Annotated in this window: 24 protein-coding genes; 10 read left to right on the top strand and 14 right to left on the bottom strand. The window is 66.8% G+C overall.

Annotated features, from left to right (window positions below; translation table 11 throughout):
- The first annotated feature begins 35 nt into the window (after window positions 1-35).
- On the top strand, window positions 36-932 hold the full coding sequence (locus tag JHD77_RS09410; protein WP_031756967.1) for a LysR family transcriptional regulator: 897 nt from the start codon (window positions 36-38) through the stop codon (window positions 930-932).
- 14 nt (window positions 933-946) lie between these two features.
- Here JHD77_RS09410 and JHD77_RS09405 read toward each other — a convergent pair whose 3' ends face one another.
- On the bottom strand, window positions 947-2281 hold the full coding sequence (locus JHD77_RS09405) for an MFS transporter (RefSeq protein ID WP_003112297.1): 1335 nt from the start codon (window positions 2279-2281) through the stop codon (window positions 947-949).
- 378 nt (window positions 2282-2659) lie between these two features.
- Here JHD77_RS09405 and JHD77_RS09400 point away from each other — a divergent pair, with 378 nt between their 5' ends.
- Together JHD77_RS09400 and JHD77_RS09395 are read left to right on the top strand one after the other, a co-directional pair.
- Window positions 2660-3715, top strand: a complete 1056-nt coding sequence (locus JHD77_RS09400) for an aromatic ring-hydroxylating dioxygenase subunit alpha (protein WP_003099966.1) — start codon at window positions 2660-2662, stop codon at window positions 3713-3715.
- 14 nt (window positions 3716-3729) lie between these two features.
- Window positions 3730-4683, top strand: coding sequence for a PDR/VanB family oxidoreductase (locus JHD77_RS09395; protein WP_031756969.1), 954 nt, complete (start codon window positions 3730-3732; stop codon window positions 4681-4683).
- On the opposite strand, the gene JHD77_RS09390 is transcribed toward JHD77_RS09395, so the two are convergent.
- The 8 genes from JHD77_RS09390 to JHD77_RS09355 form a co-directional block, all read right to left on the bottom strand.
- Window positions 4680-5393: a GntR family transcriptional regulator gene (locus tag JHD77_RS09390; protein ID WP_003099978.1), complete on the bottom strand. Its 714-nt coding sequence runs from the start codon at window positions 5391-5393 to the stop codon at window positions 4680-4682. The genes JHD77_RS09395 and JHD77_RS09390 overlap by 4 nt on opposite strands.
- A gap of 63 nt (window positions 5394-5456) precedes the next feature.
- On the bottom strand, window positions 5457-6218 hold the full coding sequence (locus tag JHD77_RS09385) for an SDR family oxidoreductase (RefSeq protein WP_003095557.1): 762 nt from the start codon (window positions 6216-6218) through the stop codon (window positions 5457-5459).
- 356 nt (window positions 6219-6574) lie between these two features.
- Window positions 6575-7507, bottom strand: a complete 933-nt coding sequence (locus JHD77_RS09380) for an ornithine cyclodeaminase family protein (protein ID WP_003116180.1) — start codon at window positions 7505-7507, stop codon at window positions 6575-6577.
- Between the two features lie 70 nt (window positions 7508-7577).
- Window positions 7578-8294 (bottom strand): ABC transporter ATP-binding protein, encoded by a 717-nt coding sequence (locus JHD77_RS09375; protein WP_003095563.1) that lies wholly within the window; start codon window positions 8292-8294, stop codon window positions 7578-7580.
- The gene (locus tag JHD77_RS09370) at window positions 8291-9163 is read right to left on the bottom strand and encodes an ATP-binding cassette domain-containing protein (RefSeq protein WP_003095566.1); all 873 of its coding nucleotides are present in this window, start codon (window positions 9161-9163) and stop codon (window positions 8291-8293) included. Before JHD77_RS09370 ends, JHD77_RS09375 begins: the two co-directional genes overlap by 4 nt.
- On the bottom strand, window positions 9160-10437 hold the full coding sequence (gene livM / locus JHD77_RS09365; protein WP_003161297.1) for a high-affinity branched-chain amino acid ABC transporter permease LivM: 1278 nt from the start codon (window positions 10435-10437) through the stop codon (window positions 9160-9162). The genes JHD77_RS09370 and livM overlap by 4 nt, the downstream gene beginning before the upstream one ends.
- 10 nt (window positions 10438-10447) lie before the next feature.
- Entirely contained in the window at window positions 10448-11362 is a 915-nt protein-coding gene (locus JHD77_RS09360; protein ID WP_003095571.1) for an ABC transporter permease subunit, read from the bottom strand.
- A 234-nt stretch (window positions 11363-11596) separates the two neighbouring features.
- The gene (locus tag JHD77_RS09355) at window positions 11597-12721 is read right to left on the bottom strand and encodes a branched-chain amino acid ABC transporter substrate-binding protein (protein WP_003116179.1); all 1125 of its coding nucleotides are present in this window, start codon (window positions 12719-12721) and stop codon (window positions 11597-11599) included.
- Window positions 12722-13340: 619 nt separating this feature from the next.
- On the opposite strand from JHD77_RS09355, the gene JHD77_RS09350 reads away from it, so the two are divergent.
- Window positions 13341-14279 (top strand): LysR substrate-binding domain-containing protein, encoded by a 939-nt coding sequence (locus tag JHD77_RS09350; RefSeq protein ID WP_012614609.1) that lies wholly within the window; start codon window positions 13341-13343, stop codon window positions 14277-14279.
- A 35-nt stretch (window positions 14280-14314) separates the two neighbouring features.
- Window positions 14315-15940 (top strand): methyl-accepting chemotaxis protein, encoded by a 1626-nt coding sequence (locus tag JHD77_RS09345; protein ID WP_031756971.1) that lies wholly within the window; start codon window positions 14315-14317, stop codon window positions 15938-15940.
- A 46-nt stretch (window positions 15941-15986) separates the two neighbouring features.
- Here the strand turns inward: JHD77_RS09345 and JHD77_RS09340 are convergent, their stop codons facing one another.
- Window positions 15987-16682, bottom strand: coding sequence for an NUDIX domain-containing protein (locus tag JHD77_RS09340; RefSeq protein ID WP_023103564.1), 696 nt, complete (start codon window positions 16680-16682; stop codon window positions 15987-15989).
- A 14-nt stretch (window positions 16683-16696) separates the two neighbouring features.
- The gene (locus JHD77_RS09335) at window positions 16697-17299 is read right to left on the bottom strand and encodes an adenylyltransferase/cytidyltransferase family protein (protein ID WP_049950169.1); all 603 of its coding nucleotides are present in this window, start codon (window positions 17297-17299) and stop codon (window positions 16697-16699) included.
- Between the two features lie 109 nt (window positions 17300-17408).
- Here JHD77_RS09335 and JHD77_RS09330 point away from each other — a divergent pair, with 109 nt between their 5' ends.
- The 4 genes from JHD77_RS09330 (at window position 17409) to choE (ending at window position 21183) form a co-directional block, all read left to right on the top strand.
- A complete protein-coding gene (locus JHD77_RS09330) occupies window positions 17409-18068 on the top strand; it encodes a nicotinamidase (protein ID WP_003095584.1) in 660 nt (219 codons plus the stop codon).
- Window positions 18069-18070: 2 nt separating this feature from the next.
- Window positions 18071-19270 carry a nicotinate phosphoribosyltransferase gene (gene pncB, locus JHD77_RS09325; RefSeq protein ID WP_003099996.1) on the top strand — a complete coding sequence of 400 codons (1200 nt, stop codon included), beginning with the start codon at window positions 18071-18073 and terminating at the stop codon, window positions 19268-19270.
- 28 nt (window positions 19271-19298) lie between these two features.
- Complete coding sequence (nadE, locus tag JHD77_RS09320) at window positions 19299-20126, top strand: ammonia-dependent NAD(+) synthetase (protein WP_003099998.1); 828 nt, start codon at window positions 19299-19301, stop codon at window positions 20124-20126.
- Window positions 20127-20259: 133 nt separating this feature from the next.
- Window positions 20260-21183, top strand: coding sequence for a cholinesterase ChoE (gene choE, locus JHD77_RS09315; protein WP_003100000.1), 924 nt, complete (start codon window positions 20260-20262; stop codon window positions 21181-21183).
- 68 nt (window positions 21184-21251) lie between these two features.
- Here the strand turns inward: choE and azu are convergent, their stop codons facing one another.
- Window positions 21252-21698, bottom strand: coding sequence for an azurin (gene azu / locus JHD77_RS09310; RefSeq protein WP_003095591.1), 447 nt, complete (start codon window positions 21696-21698; stop codon window positions 21252-21254).
- A 275-nt stretch (window positions 21699-21973) separates the two neighbouring features.
- Between azu and JHD77_RS09305 the strand changes: the two genes are divergently transcribed.
- A complete protein-coding gene (locus JHD77_RS09305) occupies window positions 21974-22561 on the top strand; it encodes a TIGR00730 family Rossman fold protein (protein ID WP_003123561.1) in 588 nt (195 codons plus the stop codon).
- A gap of 12 nt (window positions 22562-22573) precedes the next feature.
- Here JHD77_RS09305 and JHD77_RS09300 read toward each other — a convergent pair whose 3' ends face one another.
- Together JHD77_RS09300 and JHD77_RS09295 are read right to left on the bottom strand one after the other, a co-directional pair.
- Window positions 22574-23269: a peptidoglycan DD-metalloendopeptidase family protein gene (locus JHD77_RS09300; RefSeq protein WP_003112288.1), complete on the bottom strand. Its 696-nt coding sequence runs from the start codon at window positions 23267-23269 to the stop codon at window positions 22574-22576.
- Window positions 23270-23455: 186 nt separating this feature from the next.
- On the bottom strand, window positions 23456-24307 hold the full coding sequence (locus JHD77_RS09295) for a mechanosensitive ion channel family protein (RefSeq protein WP_003457447.1): 852 nt from the start codon (window positions 24305-24307) through the stop codon (window positions 23456-23458).
- Window positions 24308-24491: the final 184 nt, after the last annotated feature.

The following is a 24491-nucleotide window of genomic DNA, read 5'->3' as shown; positions in this document are numbered from 1 at the left end:
CGATACTCTTTCTATAAAAAATAGAGCTGATCTATATGAGTCCGATCGATCTCAACCTGATCCGCACCTTCGTCACCCTCTACGAAGCCGGCAGCGTGACCCTCGCCGCGGAGCGCCTGTTCGTCACCCAGCCATCGGTGAGCTACGCCCTGGCGCGCCTGCGCGAACTGTTCGACGACGCGTTGTTCACCCGCACCCGCGACGGCATCCAGCCGACCTTCGTCGCCGAGCAGCTCTACGGCACCTTCCGCGAGTCGCTGACGCGCATCGAGGGCGCGGTACAGAGCGTTCGCCACTTCGATCCGGCGACCACCGAGCGACGTTTCCGCATCGCCCTCACCGATCTCGGCGAAGTGGGTTTCCTCTCGCTGATCCTCGAACGCCTGACCCGCGACGCGCCGTTCGCCGAAGTGGAAGTGCTGCCGCTGCAGGTGGACGAGGTCGGCGCCTGGCTGAGCAGCGCCAAGGTCGACGCGGCGATTTGCCGCCAGGCGGTGCCCGGCGCGCGCAGCCAGCGGGTCCTGCACGAGCGCTACGTGTGCCTGCTCAGCGACCGCCACCCGCGGATCGGCGACAGCCTGAGCCTGGAGCAGTACCTGGCCGAGCGGCACATCGTGGTGACCCGTACCTCCGGCCACGGCATCGCCGAGGACGTGCTCGAGGCCATGCAGGTGCAGCGCCGCATCAGCCTGCGGGTGCCGCACTTCTCGGTGCTGCCGAAGATCATTCCCGGTACCGAGCTGCTGACCATCCTGCCGGCGCAGATCGCCTATCGCTTCGTCGCCGAAGGCGGCATGCGCATGCTCGAACTGCCCTTCACCCTGCCGCCGTTCGACGTCTCCCTGCACTGGCACGAGAGCAGCGAACGCTCGGCGGCGCTGAACTGGTTCCGCACCACCATCGCCGAGGCAATCATCGCCGCCCAACGCTGAAACGCCGGCGGCCCTCACGCAGCGTCTCCCAGCGTCGGCGAGCGCTCGCGACGCCGCGCACCGAGCAGCGGCAACACGGCGGCCGCGACGACGAACACCGCCGCGAACGCCCCATAGAGGGACAGCGGCTGCCAGCCGTCGTCGAGCAGGAGCCCGGCCACCAGCGGCGAGAGGATCGCCCCGCCGCGACCGACGCCGATCCCCCAGCCGACCCCGGTGGCGCGCACCGAAGCGTCGTAGAGGCTCGGCGCCAGGGCATACAGGCCGGCCACGCAGGCGTTGGCGCAAAGCCCGATCAGCAGTCCCAGCGGCAAGGCCGCGCCGGGCAGCCCGGCGCTCAGCGAGAACAGCGCGAGCAGAGCGGCGGTAAGCAGCATGAACAGCGCCAGCACCCGTTCCAGGCGAAAGCGCGCGGCAAGCCCGCCGAGCAAGGCGGCACCGAAGATCCCGCCGATGCTCAGCAGGGTGCCGCCGGTGATGCCCTGGGCGGTGGACAGGCCGGCGGCGACCAGCAGCTTCGGCGTCCAGCTCATGATGAAGTAGAAGCCGAACATCACCAGGAAAAACAGCGCCCAGAGCAGCAGCGTGGTACGTCGCTGGGCAACGCAAAGCAACCGGGCGAGGCGGCTACCGTGCTCCGCTCCGCCACCGGGCGGGCTCGGCAGTTCCGCGAGCGCCGCACGGCCCAGGCGCCGGGCCAGCGCGTTGACCCGTTGCAACGCCCGCGGCGGCCGGCGCGCCAGGAGGAAGTCCAGCGACTCCGGCAGGCACAGGCAGACCAGCGGGATCACCGCCAGGGTCAGGCCAGCGCCGAAGACGAACACCGAGCGCCAGCCCCAGGCGCCGATCAGCCATACCGCGAGCAGTCCGCCAAGGGTCGCGCCGAGCGCGTAGCCGGTGGACTGCAGGCTTACCGCCAGGCCGCGCCAGCGGCGCGAGGCGTACTCGCTGGCGATCACGTTGCTGCTGGCGAGGATGCCGCCGATACCCAGTCCGGTCAGCCCGCGCAGCAACGCCAGTTGCCAGGCCGCCTGGCTCAGCGCCGAGGCGAGCATGCCCAGGCCCGACAGCGCCAGGCAGGCGAGGATCAGCGGGCGGCGCCCCCAGCGGTCGGCCCAGGGCGCGATGAACAGCGAGCCGGCGGCCATGCCGAAGAGGCCGGCGCTGAGCAGCAGGCCGATCTCGGCGCCGCCAAGGTTCCATTCGGCGGCCACCGAGGATGCGGTGAAGGCCATCACCAGCACGTCGAAGCCATCGATCAGGTTGAGCACGATGCACACAGCCACCGCCAGCCACTGGAACGGACGCATCGGTTCGTCGTCGAGAGCGCGGCGCAAGTCCCGGTTCATGGGCGGCCCTCCCCGAGCGGACAGGAAAGAAGCGACGGCAGGCGGGAGCGAGGCGCGGGAATGCAGGAATCCATCATCGGGAAGACCCTTTTTCTTGTTGTTGTAGGCACGGCAAGCGCAGGCACCCTGGCACCGTTGCGTCGATGCCGCAATCCTATTGGATCCATTTTTACGACAAGAAAACGGATGGCCAGCGGATATCCCACTGTCAGCGAAATCCGAGAAAGGCTCTGGAACGAGATAATTTGGCAATTTATTCCTGAAGTTTTTTATGTGCGACTATCGAACAGATTATTTTTTGTACAGAAGCGGTTGACTTGGAAAAGTTGCCTCGCGAATCATTGGATCCAATTACAAAAACAACGAGAGGATCCGACGATGTTTCCGAAGAACGCCTGGTACGTGGCCTGCACTCCCGACGAACTGGCCGGCAAGCCGCTCGGCCGACGCATCTGCGACGAGCCGATGGTTTTCTACCGAGGCGAGGACGGCCGCGTGGCGGCCCTCGAGGATTTCTGCCCGCACCGTGGCGCGCCGCTGTCGCTGGGCTTCGTCGAGGACGGCGTGCTGGTCTGCGGCTACCACGGCCTGGCAATGGGCGAGGACGGTCGCACCCGCGCGATGCCCGGCCAGCGGGTCCGCGGCTTCCCCTGCATCCGTCGCTTCCCGGTGCAGGAACGGCACGGCTTCGTCTGGGTCTGGCCGGGCGCGGAAGAACAGGCCGACGCCGCGCTGATACCCCGCCTGGAATGGGCGGAAAGCCCCGATTGGGCCTATGGCGGCGGGCTGTACCACATCCACTGCGACTATCGCCTGATGATCGATAACCTGATGGACCTGACCCACGAGACCTATGTCCATGCGTCCAGCATCGGCCAGAAGGAAATCGACGAGGCCGCGCCGACCACGCGGGTGGAAGGCGACGAGGTGATCACCAGCCGCCACATGCAGAATGTCATGGCCCCGCCGTTCTGGCGCATGGCTCTGCGCGGCAACGGCCTGGCCGACGACGTGGCGGTGGACCGCTGGCAGATCTGCCGCTTCACGCCGCCCAGCCACGTGCTGATCGAGGTCGGCGTGGCCCACGCCGGCCACGGCGGCTACCAGGCGCCGGCGGAGCGCAAGGCGGCGAGCATCGTGGTCGACTTCATCACCCCGGAGAGCGCCACTTCCATCTGGTACTTCTGGGGCATGGCGCGCAACTTCCAGGCCCACGACCAGGCGCTCACCGAGAGCATTCGCGAAGGCCAGGGAAAGATCTTCGGCGAAGACCTGGAAATGCTCGAAAGCCAGCAGCGCAACCTGCTGCGCCATCCACGGCGCGACCTGCTGAAACTGAACATCGACGCCGGCGGCGTGCAGGCCCGGCGCATCATCGAGCGCCTGCTGGCGGACGAGCGCCAGGCCGCCGCCCCCAACCGCGCCCAGGCCTGACGGGAGCCTTCGCCATGATCGAGGTCATCGTCGGCGCCATCCGCCTGGAGGCGCAGGATATCCACAGCTTCGAACTGTTCCGGGCCGACGGGGCGGCCCTGCCGTCCTTCGAGCCGGGCGCACACATCGACCTGCACCTGCCCAACGGCCTGGTCCGCCAGTACTCCCTCTGCGGCCCCGCCGAACGGCCGCGCCACTACCGTATCGCCGTACTCCGCTGCCGCGACTCGCGCGGCGGCTCGGCCACGCTGCACGCCGAACTGCGGGTCGGCCAGCGGCTGCGCATCGGCGAGCCGCGCAATCTCTTCCCGCTGTCGCCGGAGCCCGGTCCGCGTCTGCTGTTCGCCGGCGGCATCGGCATCACGCCGCTGCTGGCGATGGCCGAACGCCTGACCCGCGATGGCGCCGACTTCCAGTTGCACTACTGCGCGCATTCCGCCGAGCGCGCGGCCTTCGTCGACTACCTTGGCCGGTGCGCCTTCGCCGACCGCGTGCACTGCCACTTCGACCACGGCGAAAGCAGCCGGCGCGCGGACCTTCGCGCCCTGCTGGCGACCAGTCCGCGCGACGCCCAGCTATACCTTTGCGGGCCGGCGGGCTTCATGCAGTGGATCGAAGAAAGCGCCCGCGAACTGGGCTGGGAAGCAAGCCGCTTGCATCGCGAGCACTTCGCCGCCGCGCCACGGGACGCCAATGCGGACGGCACCTTCGAAGTGCAGTTGGCGAGCAACGGAGCGCTGATCCGGGTCGCCGCCGGGCAGACCGTGCTGGCGGCCCTGCGCGAAGCCGGGGTGGACCTGCCGGCCTCCTGCGAGCAGGGCATCTGCGGCACCTGCCTGACCCGCGTGCTGGACGGCGAGCCGGAGCATCGCGACCTCTACCTCAGCGAAGAGGAGCAGGCCGCCAACGATTGCTTCACGCCCTGCTGTTCGCGTTCGCGCAGCCCACGGCTGGTGCTGGATCTCTAGTCGGCGGCGACGTCGCCGTGAAGCACGGTGACACCCTGCCGCGCCGGATCGAAGTAGTCGGCGTAGCGCAGGGTCGCGTTGGCGTGCTCGCGCATGATCGCCTCGGCGCGCGCCCCCTGGCCGTTGACCAGCGCGTCGACCACCGCGTGGTGCTGCATGTGGGCGAAGTTGAAACGGCGGAATTCCTGCTCGAGATTGTCGCGATCCACCGCCAGGGCGCTCACCGAGGCGAACGGCAGGTGGTCGTTGCGCGCCAGCGCCACGGCGATCGCCGGGTTGCCGCTGGCCTCGATGATGGTGCGGTGGAAACGCATGTTCATGCGCTGGTAGCGCTCCAGCTCCTCCAGCAGGACCTGGCCGTTGGCGAACAATCGGTCGCCCTCGGCCAGGCATTCCTCCAGGGTCGCCCGTGCCTCGGCGGACAGCCCGCGCTCGGCCGCCTGGCGTGCCGCCAGGCCTTCCAGAACGCCGCGCACCTCGACCGCGCCGGCGATATCCTCGCGGGTCACCGCGCGCACCCTGTAGCCGCGCCCGGTCTTGCACAGCAGGCCTTCCTGCTCGAGGGTACGCAGGGCGATGCGCACCGGCATGCGCGAGACCTGCAGGCGTTCGGCGGTGGGAATCTCGACGATGCGCTCGCCGGCGGCGAGTTCGCCGGAAGCGATCAGCTTGCGTAGCTCGGCCAGCACGCGTTGGCCCGGTTTGCTCATGGAATTCGCTTATTCGATCGGGACGTCCGGGGCATCATAGCGTGCCCCGGCCGCCTCCGCCGGTCAGCTTTCGCGGTGGATGGCGAAGCCGGCCCAGGACTGGCTCACCGGCATGATCTCGAGGCTGTTGATGTTCAGGTGGGCGGGCTGGTTCATGATCCAGAAGATGGTCTCGGCGATGTCTTCCGGCTGGATCGGATGGGCTCCGGCGTAGGTCTTGTCGTAGCGCGCCTGGTCGCCGCCGAAGCGGACCAGGGAGAACTCGCTCTCGCACAACCCCGGCTCGAGGTTGGTCACGCGCACCCCGGTGCCCTGCAGGTCGCAACGCAGGTTCAGGGAGAATTGCTCGACGAAAGCCTTGGTGCCGCCGTAGACATGGCTACCCGGATAGGGCCACTTGCCGGCCACCGAACCCAGGTTGACGATGCTCGCCCCGGCGCCGTGGGCGATCAGCCGCGGCAGCAGCAGGCGCGTGCTGTAGAGCAGGCCCTTGATGTTGGTGTCGACCATGGTGTCCCAGTCGTCCAGGTCGCAGGACTGCGCCGGGTCGGTGCCCAGCGCCAGGCCGGCGTTGTTGATCAGGCCGCGCAGGGTGGCGAACTCTTCCGGCAGGTTGTCCACGGCCGCGCTCATCGCCGCGCGGTCGCGCACGTCCAGGGTCAGCGGCAACACCCGGGTCTTCGCCGAAAGCTCACCGGCCAGGGCTTGCAGACGCTCCTCGCGACGGCCGGTGAGCACCAGCGACCAGCCGGCCTCGGCGAAACGACGGGCGCAGGCTTCGCCGAAGCCTGAGGTGGCGCCGGTGATGAACAGGGTGGACGACATGGGCATCTCCTCGTACGGGGCGGAAAAACGATGTCCGGGGATTCTAGAGCCTCGCCGTGCCCGGTTGGCCATACAGTTGCGCACGAGTTTGCCGAGGCGTCTGCTCAAAAAACGACCAACCTCGCGGAACCCGCACCGTGCCTGGGCCGCAGCGAACAGCCACCAACTTGTCCACAGGGCGTCGCACAGTTTTCCTGAACAACTGTGGCAGCGGGATGACCACGCGTTGGGGATAAGTACCTGGCGCGAGCGCTGTTCATTTTCTGACCAGCCACGCATAACCCTCGCCGATTCGGGGGTTTGGCGGTTCTTACCCACCTTATCCACAAGCCCCCGCACAGAAATCCTGAACAACCTCAGGCGGCGTTATCCACAACCCGGCGCGCGGCGACCAGGTCCTCCAGCGCATAACCCACCGACTTGAACAGGGTGATTTCCCCGGGATCGCCGCGCCGCCCTGCCCCGCTCAGCAAGTCGCGCAGTTCGGTGGATATCGCCTCGCGCCCGATGGCGCCTTCGGCGATCGCCTGCAACAGGTCGCCGGCCTCTTCCAGCGCGCCTGCGCGGGTATCCACCACGACCCGCGCGCGCGCCACCGCCAGGGCGTCGGTCTCGCGCATGGACGGCAGGAAGGCGCCGACCAGGTCGAGATGGACGCCCGGCTTCAGCCATGCGCCGCGCACCAGCGCTTCGCGGGAGGTGGTAACGCAACTGACGCAGTCGGCCGCCTCCACCGCCGCGCGCAACCCGTCGGCCGCTCGCGCCGGGTAGCCCTCCTCGCGCAGCCGGGCGGCCAGCGCGGCGGCCTTGGCCGGATCGCGGCCCCAGATGTCGATGTGGCGATAGTCGCGCACGCAGGCGTGGGCCCGCACCATGTGCGCAGCCAGGGTTCCGCAGCCGACCACCAGCAGGCGCCGCGCATCGTCCCGCGCCAGGTAGTCGGCGGCCAGCGCCGAGCTGCAGGCGGTACGCCGGGCGGTCAGCTCCGAAGCCTCCAGCAACGCCAGTGGGCGACCGTCTTCGCCGTCGAACAGAGCGAACACCGCGGCCACCGCCGGCAGGCCACGCGCCCCATTGCCAGGGAACACCGTCACCAGTTTCACGCCGATCCCCGCGCCGGCTTGCCACACCGGCATCTGTAGCAGCGAGGCCTGCGCCGGCAAGGCATGGCAGTTGCGCAGCGGCGCGCTGCAAGGCTTGGCCAGGCCGATGCGCAACGCCTCGATCAGTTGTGGATAAGCCAGGCGCTCGGCGACCTCGGCGTTGCTGAAAAAGCGCAGGCTGTGCATAAGTCGAGTTTCCTCCGTGACTCCAGGGCAGCGCCCGCCCCGGCGGCCAGGCAGCCGGGGCGGGGCGTGCTCAATGTCCGCCGAGATAGGCGTTGCGCACCTCCTGGTTGCCGAGCAGTTCTTCGCCGCTGCCGCTCATGCGGATTTCCCCGGTGACCATCACGTAGGCGCGGTCGGAGAGCTTCAGCGCATGGTTGGCGTTCTGCTCGACGAGGAAGATGGTCATGCCGCTCCTGGCCAGCTCGCGCAGGGTCTGGAAGATCTGCTTGACCACGATCGGCGCCAGGCCCAGGGAGGGCTCGTCGAGCAACAGCAACTTCGGCCGGCTCATCAGCGCGCGGGCGATGGCGAGCATCTGCTGCTCGCCGCCGGACATGGTCATGGCGCGCTGGTTGCGCCGCTCCTTCAGGCGCGGGAACAGCTCGAACATGCGCTGCATGTCCTCCTCGGCGTGGTCCATGCCGATGGGAATGGTACCCATCAGCAGGTTTTCCTCGACGCTCATGTCGGGGAACACCCGGCGTCCTTCCGGCGACTGCGCGATGCCGTTGGACGCCACGTAGTGCGCCGACTTCTGGCGGATGTCCTGGCCGCGATAGAGGATCTGCCCGGCCGCCGCGCGCGGCTGGCCGAAGATCGACATCAACAGCGTCGACTTGCCCGCGCCGTTGGCGCCGATCAGGCTCACCGTCTCGCCCTCGTTGACCTGCAGCGAGACCTTCTTCAGCGCCTGGATCGGCCCGTAGAACACGTCCACCTCACGGAATTCCAGCAACGCCGCGCTCATGACAGCTCCTCTTCGTCGGCACCGAGATAGGCGGCGATCACCTTCTCGTCATGGCGGATCTGTTCGGGGTTGCCACGGGCGATCACGTCGCCGTGGTCGAGTACGATGATGTGGTCGGAGATGTTCATCACCATGCCCATGTCATGCTCGATCAGCAGTACGGTGATCCCGTGGTGGTCGCGCAGGTAGCGGACGATGTTGCTCAGGGCGTGGGTCTCGGCCGGGTTGAGGCCGGCGGCCGGTTCGTCCAGGCAGATGAGTTCCGGCCGCGTGCACATGGCCCGGGCGATCTCCAGGCGCCGCTGCTGGCCGTAGGACATCTCGCCGGCCAGGCGGTTGGCGCAGTCCACCAGGTCGACCACCTCCAGCCAGTAGAACGCGTGGTCCAGCGCCTCGCTCTCGGCGCGGCGATAGCCGGGAGTGTTGAGGATGCCGGCGAGCAGGTTGCGGTTGACGAACATGTGCTGCGCCACCAGCAGGTTCTCCACCACCGACATGTCCTTGAACAGGCGGATGTTCTGGAAGGTCCGCGCCAGCCCGGCGCGGTTCACCAGGTGGGTGCCGCCGAACATCTTGTAGTAGAGGCGACTGCCCAGTTGCGGCGGCTTGACGAAGTCGTCCAGCTGGAACGGCTCGCCGAGCACCTGGATGACGTCCGTGGTGCGCCCCTGGGTGTTGAGCAGGATGTTGCCGCCGGTGGCCTTGTAGAAGCCGGTGAGACAGTTGAACACGGTGGTCTTGCCGGCGCCGTTGGGGCCGATCAGCGCGGTGATCGAACCGCGCTCGACGTCGAGGTTGACGTCGTTGAGCGCCTTGATGCCGCCGAAGTGCATCATCAGGTGCTCGACGCTGAGGATCTTGTCGCTCATGGCGCCACCCCCTTGCGCGGGGCGAAGCCCACCCGGCTGATGCGGATCAGCCCGCGCGGCCGCCAGATCATCATCACCACCATGAGTATCCCGAGCAGCAGCACGCGGATGTCGGCGAAGCTGCGCAGCAGCTCCGGCGCCACGGTGAGGACGAAGGCGGCGATCACCACCCCGACCGTCGAGCCCATGCCGCCGAGCACGACGATGGCGAGGATCAGCGCCGACTCGAAGAAGTTGAACGAGGACGGGTTGACGAAGCCCTGGTAGCTGGCGAAGAACACCCCGGCCAGTCCCGCGGTGGAGGCGCCGAGCATGAACGCCGAGAGTTTCACCAGCACATGGTTGAGGCCCATCGCGCGACAGGCGATCTCGTCCTCGCGCAGCGCCTCCCAGGCGCGCCCGACCGGCATCCGGGTCAGCCGGTGCTTGATGTAGAGCACCAGCAGCACGACCAGGAACAGCACCACGTAGATGAACAGGAACTTCATGTTGGGGTTGTAGGCGATGCCGAGGAACTCGTGGATCGGCACCCCGCCATCCTTGGCCCGGCGGCCGAACTCCAGGCCGAGGAAGGTCGGCGCCGGCGCCGGCATGCCGTTCGGCCCGCCGGTGAAGGACAGCCAGTTGTTCAGTACCAGGCGGATGATCTCGCCGAAGCCCAGGGTGACGATCGCCAGGTAGTCGCCATGCATGCGCAACACCGGGAAGCCGAGGATCGCCCCGGCCACCGCGGCGGTCAGCGCGGCCAGCGGCAGGACGGTCCAGAAGCCCAGGCCGAGGTACTGGTAGCCCAGCGCCAGGCCATAGGCGCCAATGGCGTAGAAGGCCACGTAGCCGAGGTCGAGCAGCCCGGCGAGGCCGACCACGATGTTCAGGCCCAGGCCCAGCAGCACGTAGATCAGGCCGAGGATGACCACCGCCAGCAGGTACTTGCTGGCGAAGAACGGGAAGATCACCGCGGCCACCAGGATCAGCGGCACGATCCAGCGCAAGCGGGTCTTGTAGCCCGGCGGCAGGACGTGGACGCCGCTGCCAGCCCCCTCGAAGCGCTCCAGCACGGCGCGCCCGCCGCGGGTCTGCAGGTAGAGGCTGAGCAGGAAGCGCCCGGCCATCACGATCGCGATGATCCAGCCGACCCGCTCGTAATGCAGGTTGAAGCCGTAGCCGTCGAGGACCACGCCGACGATGGGGCCGAACACCACCAGGGCGATCAACCCGGAGAGCACGGCATCGACGACGCACTGCTTGAGATCGATGGAAGTCTCGTTGCTCATCGTCGTCCCCTTACACCTTGGCGATCTGCGGGCGGCCGAGCAGGCCCTGGGGACGGAAGATCAGGATCAGTACCAGCAACGAGAAGGCGAACACGTCCTTGTAGTCGGTGTTGACCATCCCCGAGAACTGCGCCTCGGCCACTCCCAGCACCAGGCCGCCGAGCATCGCCCCGGGCAGCGAGCCGATGCCGCCGAGCACCGCCGCGGTGAACGCCTTGATGCCGATGATGAAGCCGGCGTAGAAGTCGAAGGTGCCGTAGTTCATGGTGATCAGCACCCCGGCCAGGGCGGCCATCGCCGCGCCGATGACGAACACGTAGGAGATCACCCGGTCGGTGTTGATCCCCAGGATCGAAGCCATCTTGCGGTCCTGCTGGGTCGCCCGGCACATGCGCCCGAGCTTGGTGTAGCGGATCACGTAGGTCAGCACCGCCATGCCGATCAGCGAAGCGATCAGGATGAACAGCTTGGTGTAGGTGAGCTGGACGAAACCGTCGCCGACGTGGAATTTCAGGGCGCCGTCGAGCAGGGTCGGGATCCCCTGCTGGCGCGGTCCCTGCGCCACCTGCACGTAGTTCTGCAGGATCAGCGACATGCCGATCGCCGAGATCAGCGGCGCCAGGCGCGTGGAGTTGCGCAGCGGCTTGTAGGCGATGCGCTCGATCACCCAGCCGTAGGTGCAGGTCACCAGCACGGTGAACAGCAAGGTGCCGAGGATCAGCAGCGGGAAGTTCTGCAGGCCGAAGAAGGCCAGCAGGGCAAGGGCGATGGCCGACAGGTAGGCGGAGATCATGTACACCTCGCCGTGGGCGAAGTTGATCATGCCGATGATGCCGTAGACCATGGTGTAGCCGATGGCGATGAGGCCGTAGACCGAGCCGAGGGTCAGCCCGTTGATCATTTGCTGGAGGAAGATGCCGTCCATTTTTCAGTCTCTTCAGGGCGAATCGCGACGGCCTTTGTAAGGCGCGCCGGCGCTCGCCGGTGAAAGCGGACGGGTGCTACTGAAACGGCCCCGGATCGCGGGACTCCAGACCGACCACACGCAGACGTCTTCGGTGAATCCGCACTACGGCGGCAAGCACGGGCGAGCACTTCAGCAGCTCCCGGACTTACCCATGCGCCGGGCCTGTGCCCGGCGCATGGCGGTCGAGCGCGATCAGGGCAACTGGTGGTACTTGCCCTTGTCGTCCCACTCGTAGACCACGTAGTCGGAGACTTTCAGGTCGCCCTTCTTGTCCCATTCCTTCTTGCCCATCACGGTCTGCACCGGATGCGACTTCAGCCACTCGGCGGCCTTGGCCGGATCGTTGGCGCCGGCGCCGTTGAAGGCCGCCGCCAGGGACTGGATCGAGGCGTAGGAGTAGAGGGTGTAGCCTTCCGGCTCGAAACCGCCGGCACGGAATTTCTCCACCACCGCCTTGCCGTCGGGGATCAGCCGCGGGTCGGCGCCGAAGGTCATCAGCACGCCCTTGACGTACTGCGGACCGCCGGCGGTGGTCGCCAGTTCGTCGGTGACCACGCCGTCGTCGGACATGAACTTGGCGGTCAGTCCCTGTTCGCGCATCTGCCGTACCAGCGGACCGGCTTCCGGATGCAGGCCGCCGAAGTAGACGACCTCGGCACCGGAGGCGCGGATCTTGGTGACCAGCGCGTTGAAGTCCTTCTCGCCGCGAGTCAGGCCCTCGTAGAGAACCTCTTTCACGCCGAGCTTGTTCAGTTGCGCCCTGGTGGCGTCCGCCAGGCCCTGGCCGTAGGTGTCCTTGTCATGGATCACCGCGACCTTCTTGGCCTTGAGCACGTTGACGATATAGTCGCCGGCGACCACGCCCTGCTGGTCGTCGCGGCCGCACATGCGGAACATCCCGGAGAGTCCGCGCTCGGTGACCTGCGGGTTGGTGGAACCGGGGGTGATGGCGATGATCCCGGCCTCGTCGTAGACCTCGGATGCGGGGATGGTCGAAGAAGAGCAGAAATGGCCGACCACGGCGATGGCCTTGTCCTGGTCCACCAGGCGGTTGGCCACGGCCACGGCCTGCTTCGGTTCGCAGGCGTCGTCGGCCTTGACCAGCTTGATCTTCTCGCCGTTGATCCCACCCGCCGCGTTGATGTCTTCCGCCGCCTGGGACGCGCCGCGCCAGTATTGCTCGCCGAAGGAGGCGTTGGCGCCGGTATGCGGTCCGGCCACGCCGATCACGACGTCGGCCAGCGCATGCGTGGAAAGACCCATCACGGATGAAACCGCGAGAGCCAGGATGCCTTTTCTGAACAGCTTCTTGGACATGGGGTGTTGCTCCTGAGGATGATGTTGGCGCTCGTAACTACGATGTTGTTGTTGTGTTTCGCTCAACAGGCAGAGCAAGCGGCGTGCCATTCGTTTTTTTCCTGAGTGGCCGGCCACAAGAACTTTAGCCCTCCTTTCCGTTTTTATCTTTGTTATTGGAAATCAGTCATTTAGGCATTTCTCCGAATCCCCTTCGGAGAGCTACAGCCCAGGCTTCACAAGGCCTGAACCGTTCCTAGGAATAACTCTACAACGATATTGAAGCGGTTAGAAACTGCACGTCACTGGTGCGTTCCACGCACTAATTGAGGTCCTCTTTTTCAATGAAAGTGCAGGACAGAGCGGTTTTTAAAATTAATATGAACATGAACTTCCCGTAATTCGGTACTTGGCGGAAAAAGTCGATTCGAATACGACATGAACATATCCGTTAGCGACGCCACGTTCGGCGCAAAACCCTGTGACGGATTCGTCATAAGCCAGCGAATGCTCTATCGCGAGACTTGCCGGCAGTAATAAGCGTCGCGCGGCACTCCGGCAAGCGAGCTTTCCTCCCCACGTCATTCCGTTTATTCATATAACGCGTTCCGCCCGCTCCACCCGCGCCAGGAAACCCGCCATGCTGAACAAACGCCGCCTGCCGTCGATGACCGCCCTGCAATGCTTCGAAGCGGTAGCCCGGCACCTGAGCTTCACCCGCGCCGCCGAAGAGTTGAGCCTGACCCAGAGCGCCATGAGCAAGCAGGTCGCGCAACTCGAGGAGCAACTGCAGCACGCCCTGTTCCGCCGGGTGCGCAAGCGCTTGCAACTGACCCCGGCCGGCGAGCTGTACCTGGCCGAGGTACGACGCATCCTGCAACAGGTAGAGCTGTCCACCCGCTTCCTGCTTTCCTACGGCGGCGAGACCGAAGTGCTGCGAGTGGCGACCCCGCCGACCTTCGGCGCGCGCTGGCTGATCCCGCAACTGAACGGCTGGCGCCACCGCCACCCGAACATCCACCTCGACCTGCGCCAGGAACTGGAACCGGACGACCTGCGCCAGGGCCATTGCGACCTGGCGTTCTTCTTCGGCCCCGGCACCCTGCCGGGCGCCGAGTGCATCCGCCTGTTCGGCGAACAACTGGTGGCGGTCTGCGCGCCATCCCTGTTGCCGGCCGGCGGACTGGACGAACCGACCCAACTGGCGGAGCTGGTGCTGCTGCAGAACGCCAGCCGCGCGGAGGCCTGGCACGACTGGTTCGCCAGCCTGGAGCGAAATTGCCAGGGTTGCTACCACGGTCCACGCTTCGACACCTTCTACATGTGCATCCGCGCCGCCCAGGCCGGTTGCGGGGTAGCCCTGCTACCGCGCTTCCTGGTCGAGGAGGAACTCGCCGAAGGCAAGCTGGCGATCGCCTGGCCGCACGCCCTGCCCAGCCAGGAGGCCTACTACCTGGCCTATCCCGAGCATGCCGCGGAAGTCCCCAAGGTGCGCCATTTCATCGAGTGGATGGTAGAGCGCCTGGAGCAGGAGCAACCCTCAGCGGGCCCCCGCCAGACGCGCCACGGCCCGGTTTGACGTTTACTCTCACTCGGTTCACCTCGGAACGTCCCATGCTCACTGGCGTCACGGTTCGAATCCGCCTGCTGGTCCTGGCGCTGCTACCGCTGACGATGCTCGTCACGGTCATCGCGATGGCGCTGGCCAACGCCAGTCGACTCGATGCCAGCTTCCAGGACCTTTTCAACAACCGGATGAAGCCCATCAGCCAGCTCAAGATCGTCGCCGACGCCGTTGCGGTCAGCGTGGTCGACGCCCTGCACAAGTACCGTGCGGGGGTCTTCGATGAAGAGCGCCTGCAGCAGGAGTTGAGTGGGGCGCTGTCGCGCATCGAGAAGTCGTGGGCCGACTATTCCGCAGACCACCGGACTGCCGCCGAGAAGGAAATCATCGAGTCGCTGGTCCCCACCCTGGAACGGGTCAAGCGGATGACCCTGGCATACGGCGAGCAGGCCAGGGCCGGAAGCCTGCGAAACGTCGAGGCCGGCACGTTCAATCGCGAGATGTATGGTGCGTTCGATCCGCTGGGAACCGCGCTGTCGACGCTGATCGACCTGCAGCTCAGTGAAGGCGCCAAGCTCAACGAGCAGATGGAGAAACGCTACGACTCCATGCGCACCACCTTCCTGCTCATCGGCGCCGCAGCCCTGGTCCTCATCGTCGCCGCGGCCTGGTTCATCAGCCTGTCGATCATGCGCCCGCTTTCCGATCTGCGCGGGGTGATCCGCCGCGTGCAGGACTCCTCGAATCTCACGCTCCGCGCCGATGCGCGCGGGCGCGACGAAGTGTCCGATACGGCGCGCGCCTTCAATATGATGCTGGAAAGCCAGCAGGCGCTGCTTCGGCATCTCGCCGAGACAGCCAGGAAGCTCACCATCACCTCGGACGAGATGAGTGCCATCAGCAACCAGGTCAGCCATGTCGCCACGTCCCAGGGCGACCAGACCGACATGGTCGCCACGGCGGTACACCAGATGAGCATGGCGGTCCAGGACGTGGCGCGGAACGCCCAGGCCGCCGCAGCCAGCGCGGAATCGGCGAACAGCGAGGCGCACACCGGAACCGGACTCGTGCATGCGAACCTCGACGCCATCCAGGGCCTGTCGGTCATGGTCGGAGAGGCGGGAGCCGTCATCGACACGCTACGCAACAAGACCGAGGAAATCAGCACCGTTCTGGAAGTCATCCAGAACATCGCCCAGCAAACCAACCTGCTCGCCCTCAATGCCGCGATAGAAGCCGCACGGGCGGGCGAGGCCGGACGCGGGTTCGCGGTGGTCGCCGATGAAGTGCGCAGCCTGGCCACCAATACGCACAAGGCCACCGAAACCATCCGCGAGATGATCGAAGCCCTGCAGGCAGGCGCCAGCAGCGCGGTCAGCGTGATGCAGCAGTCACGCGAGCAGGCCCAGGTCAGCGTCCAGCGCGCCCACGAGGCGGGAAAGGCGCTCGGTCTCATCGCCCAGGCGGTCGAAGGTATCGCCCAGAGCAACGCGCAGATATCCACGGCGACGGAAGAACAGACCGCCACCGCGAGCGAGGTCAGCCAGAACATCGACTCGCTCAATGCCAGCATCGGCGAAGACGCCGAGGGCGCGGTGAAGACCTCCACCTCCAGTGTCGAGCTGGCGAAGCTGGCAAACGGACTGGAGCAGCAGATCCAGCGCTTCACCGTCTAGCAAGCGCGGCAGGGAGCGGCCTCACCGGCCCTGCCGCACCCGTTTGTCAGGACGCCAGCAGGCTGCGGTCGAAAACGAAGGCGCCGCCCGGCTTCGGGGTGAAATGCAGGACGTGTTGCGGGCGCCCCATGGGCGGACGCTGGCGTTCGCCGGTGTCCTCGACCCAGCCAGCCTCCTTCATCCGCTCCAGGCGCCCGCGCAGGCTGGAATGCTGGACTTCCTGGCCGATGGCGCACTCGAAGGCCTTCAGCGCCTCGGCCACGGTGAAGCGCGGCGCCAGCAGGAACAGCGGCAGGGCGCTGTACACCGACTTGCTCGCCAGGCGCTCGCAGGCCTGCTGTACCAGTTGGGCGTGGTCGAACGGCAGGGCGAAGCGCTCGCTGCGAACGTCGCGCAGCGGCACGAAGTCGAGGTCGTCGTCCTCCACCCGGGTGTCCGGACCGACCAGCACCAGGTAGAACACGCTCAGCGACCAGCCGCGCGGGTCGCGTACCGCGTTGCCGACCGTGGCCACCTGCTCGATGTAGGCCGGCTCCAGCCGCGCCTTGTCGCGCAGGGCGCGCACCGCCGCGTCGTCGAGGCTGTGGTCGGCGCTGCGGCCGTTGACCAGCACGCCGGGCAAGGCCCACTGGCCGGCGAAAGGCGCCTGGGCGCGGCGGATCAGCAACAGCTCCAGTCCGTGCCCGGGGGTCAGGCGCAACGCCACGATATCCACGCTGGCCAATACTTCCGCTGAACTCATCGTCACTCCTCTCTTCAGCCCGCCTGGCGTTCGCCGCCATAGCAGTGCAGTTCGTCCTTCACTTCCGGCAGGCACCAGGCCTCCGATACCGCCAGTCCTTCACGCAGGCGCTGGCGGATCATCGAGCTGTGCAGCGGCAGCCGCTCCTCCGCCACCAGCCGGCCGAAGCGCCAGCACAATTCGGCGGCGCGTTCGAAGCGCGGCAGCTCCGCCTCGTTGTCGGCGCCGATCAGCAGGGCGATCCGCGGTGACGCCAGGCCGCTACGCGCGGCCAGCGCTTCCAGCAGGTCGATGCTGTAGACCGCCGGACGATCAGGCATCAATCCTGCTTCGATCGGTTCGCAATACACCCGCCGCGGATCGATCCGCCGGGCCAGCCGCGCCAGCCAGCGGCAGCGCAGCTCGAAATCGCCCATGCGCTTGCCGAAGGCGTGGCGGTGGCTCGGCACCAGGGCGACCCGTTCGGCGCAAAGCAGCGCCCGGCGGATCACCGACTCATGGCCGGGGTGCGGCGGGTCGAACGCCCCACCGTAGACCGCGAGGGCGAAGTCGGGGGCGCGTCCGCCGCTCATCCCGGCAGGCAGTCGGCGAATCCGGGAACTTATTTCATCACGCATAGTAAATACCTTCTACTGCGAAATTTTGTAGTACAAGTGCTTGACGACTTATTTCACGTGATGAATTATGTACCCACATTCAGCCCCAACCCGTCAAGCGGAGGCTTCCATGAATCGTCCCAGCAAGATCGCCAGCTTCGATGTCGACGCCCAGAAAGGCTTCACCCCGCTGTGCCCGGACGAACTGCCGGTGCCCGGCGGCGACGCCATCGGCGCCGCCCTCAACCAACTGGCCAGCCGCGCCGCGCTGCGCCTGGGCAGCAAGGACGCGCACAGCCCGAAGGCTGCCTGGGTAGTGGAAAGCGCCGAGCAGATGCTGCGGCCGCTGGCCTATCCGGATGCCGACCTGACCTGGGTGAGCCACTGCGTACCGGGTACGCCGGGTTTCGAGCTGCTCGACGAACTGCCGCGGCCGATCGACTACGACTTCTTCGTCTGGAAGGGCGTGGAGCCGGACCTGCATCCCTACGGCGCCTGCTACCACGATCTGGCGGAACGCCGCAGCACCGGGGTCATCGAATACCTGAGGCAGAATGGCGTGAGCCATGTGCTGGTGGGTGGCCTGGCGCTGGACTACTGCGTGAAGAACACCGCCCTGCAACTGCGCCGCGCCGGTTTCGAGGTGCTGCTCTACCTGCCCGCCTGCCGGGCCATCGCCGAGGACACCGCGCAGCGGGCCTGCGACGAGATGCGCGACGCCGGGGTGATCCTCTGCGCCGACCTGGAACGACTGGATAGCGCCCTCGCCGGCGCCGACAAGGAGAAGTGAACATGGCCGAAAGCGTCTTTGCCGAGCGCATCGTGCAGAACCTGCTCGATACCGATTTCTACAAGCTGACCATGATGCAGGCGGTGCTGCACAACTACCCCAACGCCGAAGTGGAGTGGGAATTCCGCTGCCGCAACGCCGAGGACCTGCGTCCGTACCTGGCGGAGATCCGCTACCAGATCGAGCGCCTCGCCGAAGTCGAGGTAACCGCCGACCAGCTCGCCTTCCTCGAACGCATCCCGTTCATGAAGCCGGACTTCATCCGCTTCCTCAGCCTGTTCCGCTTCAACCTGCGCTACGTGCACACCGGCATCGAGGATGGCCAACTGGCAATCCGCCTGCGCGGCCCATGGCTGCACGTGATCCTCTTCGAGGTGCCGCTGCTGGCCATCGTCAGCGAGGTGCGCAACCGTTATCGCTACCGCGAGGTGGTCCTGGAACAGGTCGGCGAGCAGCTCTATCGCAAGCTCGACTGGCTCTCCGCCCAGGCCAGCAGCGAGGAACTCGCGGAATTCCAGGTCGCCGACTTCGGCACCCGCCGGCGCTTCTCCTACCGCACCCAGGAGGAAGTGGTGCATATCCTCAAGCGCGACTTCCCCGGCCGCTTCGTCGGCACCAGCAACGTGCACCTGGCCCGCGAGTACGACCTCAAGCCGATCGGCACCATGGCCCACGAATGGCTGATGGCCCATCAGCAACTCGGCCCGCGGCTGGTCGACAGCCAGCAAGCGGCGCTGGACTGCTGGGTCCGCGAGTACCGCGGACAGCTCGGCATAGCCCTGACCGACTGCATTACCATGGATGCCTTCCTCGACGACTTCGACCTGTACTTCGCCAAGCTCTTCGACGGCCTGCGCCACGATTCGGGCGACCCGCTGGCCTGGGCGGAGAAAGCCATCGCCCACTACCGCCGCCTGGGTATCGACCCGCTGAGCAAGACCCTGGTGTTCTCCGACGGGCTGGACATGCCCAAGGCGTTGCAGCTGTTCCGCGCGCTACGTGGCAAGATCAACGTCAGCTTCGGCATCGGCACCAACCTGACCTGCGACATCCCGGGGGTCGAGCCGATGAACATCGTCCTGAAGATGACGGCCTGCAACGGCCATCCGGTGGCGAAGATATCCGACGCCCCGGGCAAGACCCAATGCCGCGACGAGAACTTCGTCGCCTACCTCCGCCACGTCTTCAACGTGCCGGCCTAATCCTTTCGCACCTAACGGGAGCCCGAACATGCAACAGATCCAACGCGACATCGCCCAAGCCCTGCAGGTCCAGCCGCCGTTCCAGTCGGAGGCCGACGTGCAGGCGCAGATCGCCCGGCGCATCGCCTTCATCCAGCAGTGCCTGAAGGATTCCGGGCTGAAGACCCTGGTGCTGGGGATCAGCGGCGGCGTCGACTCGCTCACCGCCGGCCTGCTGGCCCAGCGCGCCGTCGAGCAACTGCGCGAGCAGACCGGCGACCAGGCCTACCGCTTCATCGCCGTGCGCCTGCCCTACCAGGTGCAGCAGGACGAGGCCGATGCCCAGGCCTCGCTGGCGACCATCCGCGCCGACGAAGAGCAGACCGTCAACATCGGTCCGTCGGTGAAAGCCCTGGCGGAACAGCTGGAAGCCCTGGAAGGACTCGAGCCGGCGAAGAGCGACTTCGTCATCGGCAATATCAAGGCGCGCATCCGCATGGTCGCCCAGTACGCCATCGCCGGCGCCCGCGGCGGCCTGGTGATCGGCACCGACCATGCCGCCGAGGCGGTCATGGGGTTCTTCACCAAGTTCGGCGACGGCGCCTGCGACCTGGCTCCGCTCAGCGGCCTGGCCAAGCATCAGGTGCGCGCCCTCGCCCGCGCCCTCGGCGCTCCGGAGAACCTGGTGGAGAAGATCCCCACCGCCGACCTCGAGGACCTGCGCCCCGGCCATCCGGACGAGGCTTCCCACGGCGTCACCTATGCCGAGATCGACGCCTTCCTGCACGGCCAGCCGCTGCGCGAGGAAGCTGCGCGGGTGATCGTCGACACCTACCACAAGACCCAGCACAAGCGCGAACTGCCGAAGGCGCCCTGAGCCTCCCGGTCCGTGCGGCAGGCCCGTCGTCGACGGGCCTTTGTCGCGGGCGGGAATGTGCCTGTCGCAACCAGGTCTTCAAGTCCGCGCGGCGGCGCGCTAGAAGGAAGCTGTATCCCTGCGAAGGCCAGCCATGCGCACCCGTCTCCCCGCCCTGCTCCTCGGTGTCCTGCTGGCCGGCCAGGCCTGCGGACACACATCCCCGCTGCTCGCGCCGGTACGGCAGATCCACGCCTTCGGCGACAGCTATTCGGACAACGGCGAAAGCCAGCGACTGACCCGCGAGATGCTCGCCAAGGGCATCGCCGGCGCCCAGGCATTGCCCGGCGAAGTCTACTGGCAGGGCCGCTGGAGCAACGGCCCGACCGCCGTCGAGGTGCTCGCCCGCCAGCTTGGTGCGCAACTGGCCGACCATGCGGTGGGCGGCGCCAAGAGCGGAGCGGACAACTACTACGGCTGGATGAGCGCCTACCGCCATACCGGCCTCGCCGGCCAGGTCGACGCCTACCTCGCCACGCTGGACGGCAAGCCGGTCGATGGCCAGGCGCTGCACTTCATCTTCGTCTCCGCCAACGATTTCTTCGAGCACGAGGATTTCGCCGGCGAGCAGCCCCTGGAACAACTGGCCGGCAGCAGCGTGGCGAACATCCGCGCCGCGGTGCAGCGTCTCGGAGAGGCCGGCGCACGACGCTTCCTGGTGGTCAGTTCGACCGACCTGAGCGTGGTCCCGGCGGTGGTCGCCGGTAACCGGGTCGAGCGGGCGCAGCGCTACCTGCAGGCAGTCAACGCCAGCCTGCCGATCCAGCTCGCCGCCCTGCGCAAGACCCGCGGCCTGGAGCTGAGCTGGTTCGACCATCTCACCTTCAGCCGCCACTTGCGGCGCAACCCGGCGCGCTATGGCCTGGTGGAGCTGGACGCGCCCTGCCAGCCGACCCAGCCCAGCGTCCGCCCGGCCTGCGCCAACCCGGACCAGTACTACTTCTGGGACGAGTGGCATCCGACCCGGCGCGTGCACCAACTGGCCGGCGAGGCGATGGCGGCACGCTACGCGCGCTGAGCCCGGCGCGCGCCCATGAAAAAGCCCGGCAGCGGCCGGGCTTTTTCATGCAGCGGATCGCTCGCGCATCACTTCAGGGTCAGGGTGCCCTTCATCAGCGCGGAGTGGCCCGGGAAGGTGCAGAAGAACATGTACTGCTCGCCTTCCTTCAGCTTGGAGACGTCGAAGGTCACCGAGTCCTTCTCGCCCGAGCCGATCAGCTTGGTGTGGGCGATGACACGGCTGTCGTCGGGCTTCAGGTAATCCTTGTCCAGGCCGGAAGCCATGCCGTCGGTGACCACGCCCTGCATGTCGGCGGCGGTGCTCAGTACCCAGTTGTGGCCCATGACGTTCTTCGGCAGGTTGCCGGGGTGGGACAGGTTGACGGTGAACTGCTTGCAGCTCTTGTCGACGGTGATGGCATTGGTGTTGAACTGCATCTGGTCGTTACCCTGGATGTCCACCGAGCACTCGGCAGCCAGCAGCGGCGCACTGAGCAGGGACAGCAGGGATACCGCAGCGAGTTTACGTAGCATGGAGCAGCCTCCTAGGCAGGTTGGGCGATGAATCCTGAAAGAGCAGACTGCCCGATCGGGCACCGAGTTCCACTGATTCAGGTCAAACCCGAACCGGACGTGGCGGGGCATCGAGCGGGATCTGCCCGGCGTTTACTACGGGGAACTCCTGTTTTAGCACAGATGTGCCGCTTCGCGCCTGCGACGCAACGTCCGGCAACGCTTCGCACGGCTTGGTCGAAGCGCTCCCAGCCGCTACCCTGTGCGCCTTTTTCCACCCCCGACAGGAGTCGATCATGACCTTGCGTTCCGTCTGCGTATTCTGTGGCGCCAGCCCCGGCGCTTCCCCGGTCTACCAGGAAGCCGCCGTGGCCCTCGGCCGGCACCTGGCCGAGCGCGGCCTGACCCTGGTCTACGGTGGCGGCGCGGTCGGTCTGATGGGCACCGTGGCGGACGCCGCATTGGCCGCCGGCGGCGAAGTGATCGGGATCATCCCGCAGAGCCTGCAGGAGGCCGAGATCGGCCACAAGGGCCTGACCCGCCTGGAAGTGGTAGACGGCATGCACGCGCGCAAGGCACGCATGGCCGAACTGGCCGACGCCTTCATCGCCCTGCCCGGCGGGCTCGGCACCCTGGAAGAGCTGTTCGAGGTCTGGACCTGGGGCCAACTGGGCTACCACGCCAAGCCGCTGGGCCTGCTCGAAGTGAACGGTTTCTACGACCCGCTGCTGACTTTCCTCGACCACCTGGTCGACGAACGTTTCGTCCGCGCCGAACACCGCGGCATGCTGCAGCGCGGCGCCAGCCCGGCGGCGCTGCTCGATGCCCTCGCCGCCTGGACGCCGAGCGTGGCGCCGAAGTGGGTCGACCGCACCCCGCAGTGATCCGCTCCTCTCTCAGGACGGCGGCAGCAGGCTCAGCGGGTCGAGCGGCCGGCCGTTCTGGCGGATCTCGAAGTACAGCTGCACCCGGTCGGCATCCGAGGAACCGGCCTCGGCGATCTTCTGGCCCTTGCCGACCATCTGCCCCTCCTTCACCAGCAAGCGGCTGTTGTGCGCGTAGGTGCTGGTGTACGAGGTACCGTGCTGGATGATCACCAGGTTGCCGTAGCCACGCATGTTGTTCACCGCGAACACCACCTTGCCGGCCAGCGAGGCCTGCACCGGCTGGCCCAGGGTGCCGGCGATGCGGATGCCCTTGTTGAGCTTGTCGGAACTGGAGAAGCGGCGGATCACCGGCCCCTTCATCGGCCACTGCCAGCCGCGCAGGGTCACCGACGGCGGCGGAGGCGGCGGCTTGCGCGCACGGGTGTTAGACGAAGAGCGGCTACTGGCGACGTAGGTCGACTTGCGCCCGTCGAAGCGCACCACCTGGCCGACCTTGACCGCGTAGGGCGGGCGGATGCCGTTGGCGCGCGCCAGGTCCTTGTAGTTCCAGCCGTGCCGGGTGGCGATCGAATAGAGGGTGTCGCCGCGCTTGACGCGATACTCGCCGCGCACGACCTTCGGCACCGACGCCCCCGGGCCGGGAGCCTTGGAGCTGCACGCGGATACCGCCAGCAGGACGGCGATCAAGAGCAATCTGAAGAACACACGGAATCCTTTTCCCGATGAAACCCGGCCGGCTGCGGCGACGGTTGCAGGCCCGCACTATACCTTGTTCGCCGGGGTGCCCGTTGGACTCGCCGATGGCCCGTTTTCTCCGCGCGGCCCGCCACCCGGTCCGCGCACAAACGCCAACGCCCCGCAGGACGGGGCGTCGGTGCCGAGCGGGAAATGTCAGGCGCCGGCGGACTGCTGCACGATCACCGTCTGCGCCGGCATCGGTGCCGGGAAGTCGGCGCCGAGGGCGTCCTTGATCACCTTGTTGGTATCGAAATAGACCTGCCAGTAATGGTCGTTGTGGCAATACGGGCGCACCGCCAGCACCGGCCCGACCAGGTTGAACTCGAGGATCTCCACGTCCACCGGCGGCTCGCCGAGCACGTTGGGAATCGCCGCGACGCGCTGCCTGAGCAGGGCGATGGCCGCCTGGTAGTCGGCGGCACCGGAAAGCTGCGCCTTCAACTCGACCCGGCGGAACGGGTTGTGGGTGAAGTTCTGGATGTTGTCGCCGAATATCTTGTTGTTGCCGACCATGGTCAGCACGTTGTCCGGAGTGTTGATCGCCGTGGTGAACAGGCCGATCTCCTTGACCGTGCCGGTCACTCCGCCGGCGCAGATGAAGTCGCCGACCTTGAACGGCCGCAGGACGATGATGAAGCCGCCGGCCGCCAGGTTCGCCAGCAATCCCGACCAGGCCATGCCAATGGCCAGGCCGACCGCCGCGATCAGCGCCGCCAGGCTGGTGGTCTGGATGCCGAAGAAACCGAGGATGCCCACCACCAGCAGCACGTTCAGGGTCACCGTGATGAACGAACCCACGTAGCGCAGCACGGTGGGATCGACCTTTTGCCGCTCGAGGGATTTCTGCACCATGCCGACGGCGAAGCCGATCAGCCAGCGGCCGATCACCCAGAAGGCGATGGCCGCGAGAATCTTGATGCCGAAGGCGAAGGCGTACTGGGACACCGTCGCCCAGAGCGCGTTGATCTTCTCGGTACCTACGTTGACGATCGTCGTGTCATCCATATCGCTCACCGTGCGCAAGGAAGGAGTCTGGCTCCGTACGAGAACCGCCCCTGGCACCGGAAAGGCAGGCTCCGGCCCTTGGCCCGACAACGTCCGTAGCGGATTCTGGAAAAGCTAGCACGGCGCCGCGAATTTGCCGGAGCACCGCTTCGTTGTCCCCAAACGGCGTGGGCGAGGCTGTGGA

The organism is Pseudomonas sp. P20, from assembly GCF_016463925.1.
In the GTDB taxonomy this organism is placed as follows: domain Bacteria; phylum Pseudomonadota; class Gammaproteobacteria; order Pseudomonadales; family Pseudomonadaceae; genus Pseudomonas; species Pseudomonas aeruginosa.
This window is presented reverse-complemented; position numbering and strand designations above follow the sequence as displayed.

Bases quoted from the DNA above. Each gene is read 5' to 3' on its own strand.
- JHD77_RS09345 (WP_031756971.1), top strand. From the start codon at position 14,315: ATGCTCACTGGCGTCACGGTTCGAATCCGCCTGCTGGTCCTGGCGCTG.
- choE (WP_003100000.1), top strand. From the start codon at position 20,260: ATGCGCACCCGTCTCCCCGCCCTGCTCCTCGGTGTCCTGCTGGCCGGC.
- azu (WP_003095591.1), bottom strand. From the start codon at position 21,698: ATGCTACGTAAACTCGCTGCGGTATCCCTGCTGTCCCTGCTCAGTGCG.
- JHD77_RS09355 (WP_003116179.1), bottom strand. From the start codon at position 12,721: ATGTCCAAGAAGCTGTTCAGAAAAGGCATCCTGGCTCTCGCGGTTTCA.
- JHD77_RS09295 (WP_003457447.1), bottom strand. From the start codon at position 24,307: ATGGATGACACGACGATCGTCAACGTAGGTACCGAGAAGATCAACGCG.
- JHD77_RS09340 (WP_023103564.1), bottom strand. From the start codon at position 16,682: ATGAGTTCAGCGGAAGTATTGGCCAGCGTGGATATCGTGGCGTTGCGC.
- JHD77_RS09385 (WP_003095557.1), bottom strand. From the start codon at position 6,218: ATGTCGTCCACCCTGTTCATCACCGGCGCCACCTCAGGCTTCGGCGAA.
- JHD77_RS09360 (WP_003095571.1), bottom strand. From the start codon at position 11,362: ATGGACGGCATCTTCCTCCAGCAAATGATCAACGGGCTGACCCTCGGC.
- JHD77_RS09335 (WP_049950169.1), bottom strand. From the start codon at position 17,299: ATGCGTGATGAAATAAGTTCCCGGATTCGCCGACTGCCTGCCGGGATG.
- JHD77_RS09395 (WP_031756969.1), top strand. From the start codon at position 3,730: ATGATCGAGGTCATCGTCGGCGCCATCCGCCTGGAGGCGCAGGATATC.
- JHD77_RS09375 (WP_003095563.1), bottom strand. From the start codon at position 8,294: ATGAGCGCGGCGTTGCTGGAATTCCGTGAGGTGGACGTGTTCTACGGG.
- JHD77_RS09390 (WP_003099978.1), bottom strand. From the start codon at position 5,393: ATGAGCAAACCGGGCCAACGCGTGCTGGCCGAGCTACGCAAGCTGATC.
- JHD77_RS09400 (WP_003099966.1), top strand. From the start codon at position 2,660: ATGTTTCCGAAGAACGCCTGGTACGTGGCCTGCACTCCCGACGAACTG.
- JHD77_RS09370 (WP_003095566.1), bottom strand. From the start codon at position 9,163: ATGAGCGACAAGATCCTCAGCGTCGAGCACCTGATGATGCACTTCGGC.
- JHD77_RS09330 (WP_003095584.1), top strand. From the start codon at position 17,409: ATGAATCGTCCCAGCAAGATCGCCAGCTTCGATGTCGACGCCCAGAAA.
- JHD77_RS09305 (WP_003123561.1), top strand. From the start codon at position 21,974: ATGACCTTGCGTTCCGTCTGCGTATTCTGTGGCGCCAGCCCCGGCGCT.
- JHD77_RS09405 (WP_003112297.1), bottom strand. From the start codon at position 2,281: ATGAACCGGGACTTGCGCCGCGCTCTCGACGACGAACCGATGCGTCCG.
- livM (WP_003161297.1), bottom strand. From the start codon at position 10,437: ATGAGCAACGAGACTTCCATCGATCTCAAGCAGTGCGTCGTCGATGCC.
- nadE (WP_003099998.1), top strand. From the start codon at position 19,299: ATGCAACAGATCCAACGCGACATCGCCCAAGCCCTGCAGGTCCAGCCG.
- pncB (WP_003099996.1), top strand. From the start codon at position 18,071: ATGGCCGAAAGCGTCTTTGCCGAGCGCATCGTGCAGAACCTGCTCGAT.
- JHD77_RS09350 (WP_012614609.1), top strand. From the start codon at position 13,341: ATGCTGAACAAACGCCGCCTGCCGTCGATGACCGCCCTGCAATGCTTC.
- JHD77_RS09380 (WP_003116180.1), bottom strand. From the start codon at position 7,507: ATGCACAGCCTGCGCTTTTTCAGCAACGCCGAGGTCGCCGAGCGCCTG.
- JHD77_RS09410 (WP_031756967.1), top strand. From the start codon at position 36: ATGAGTCCGATCGATCTCAACCTGATCCGCACCTTCGTCACCCTCTAC.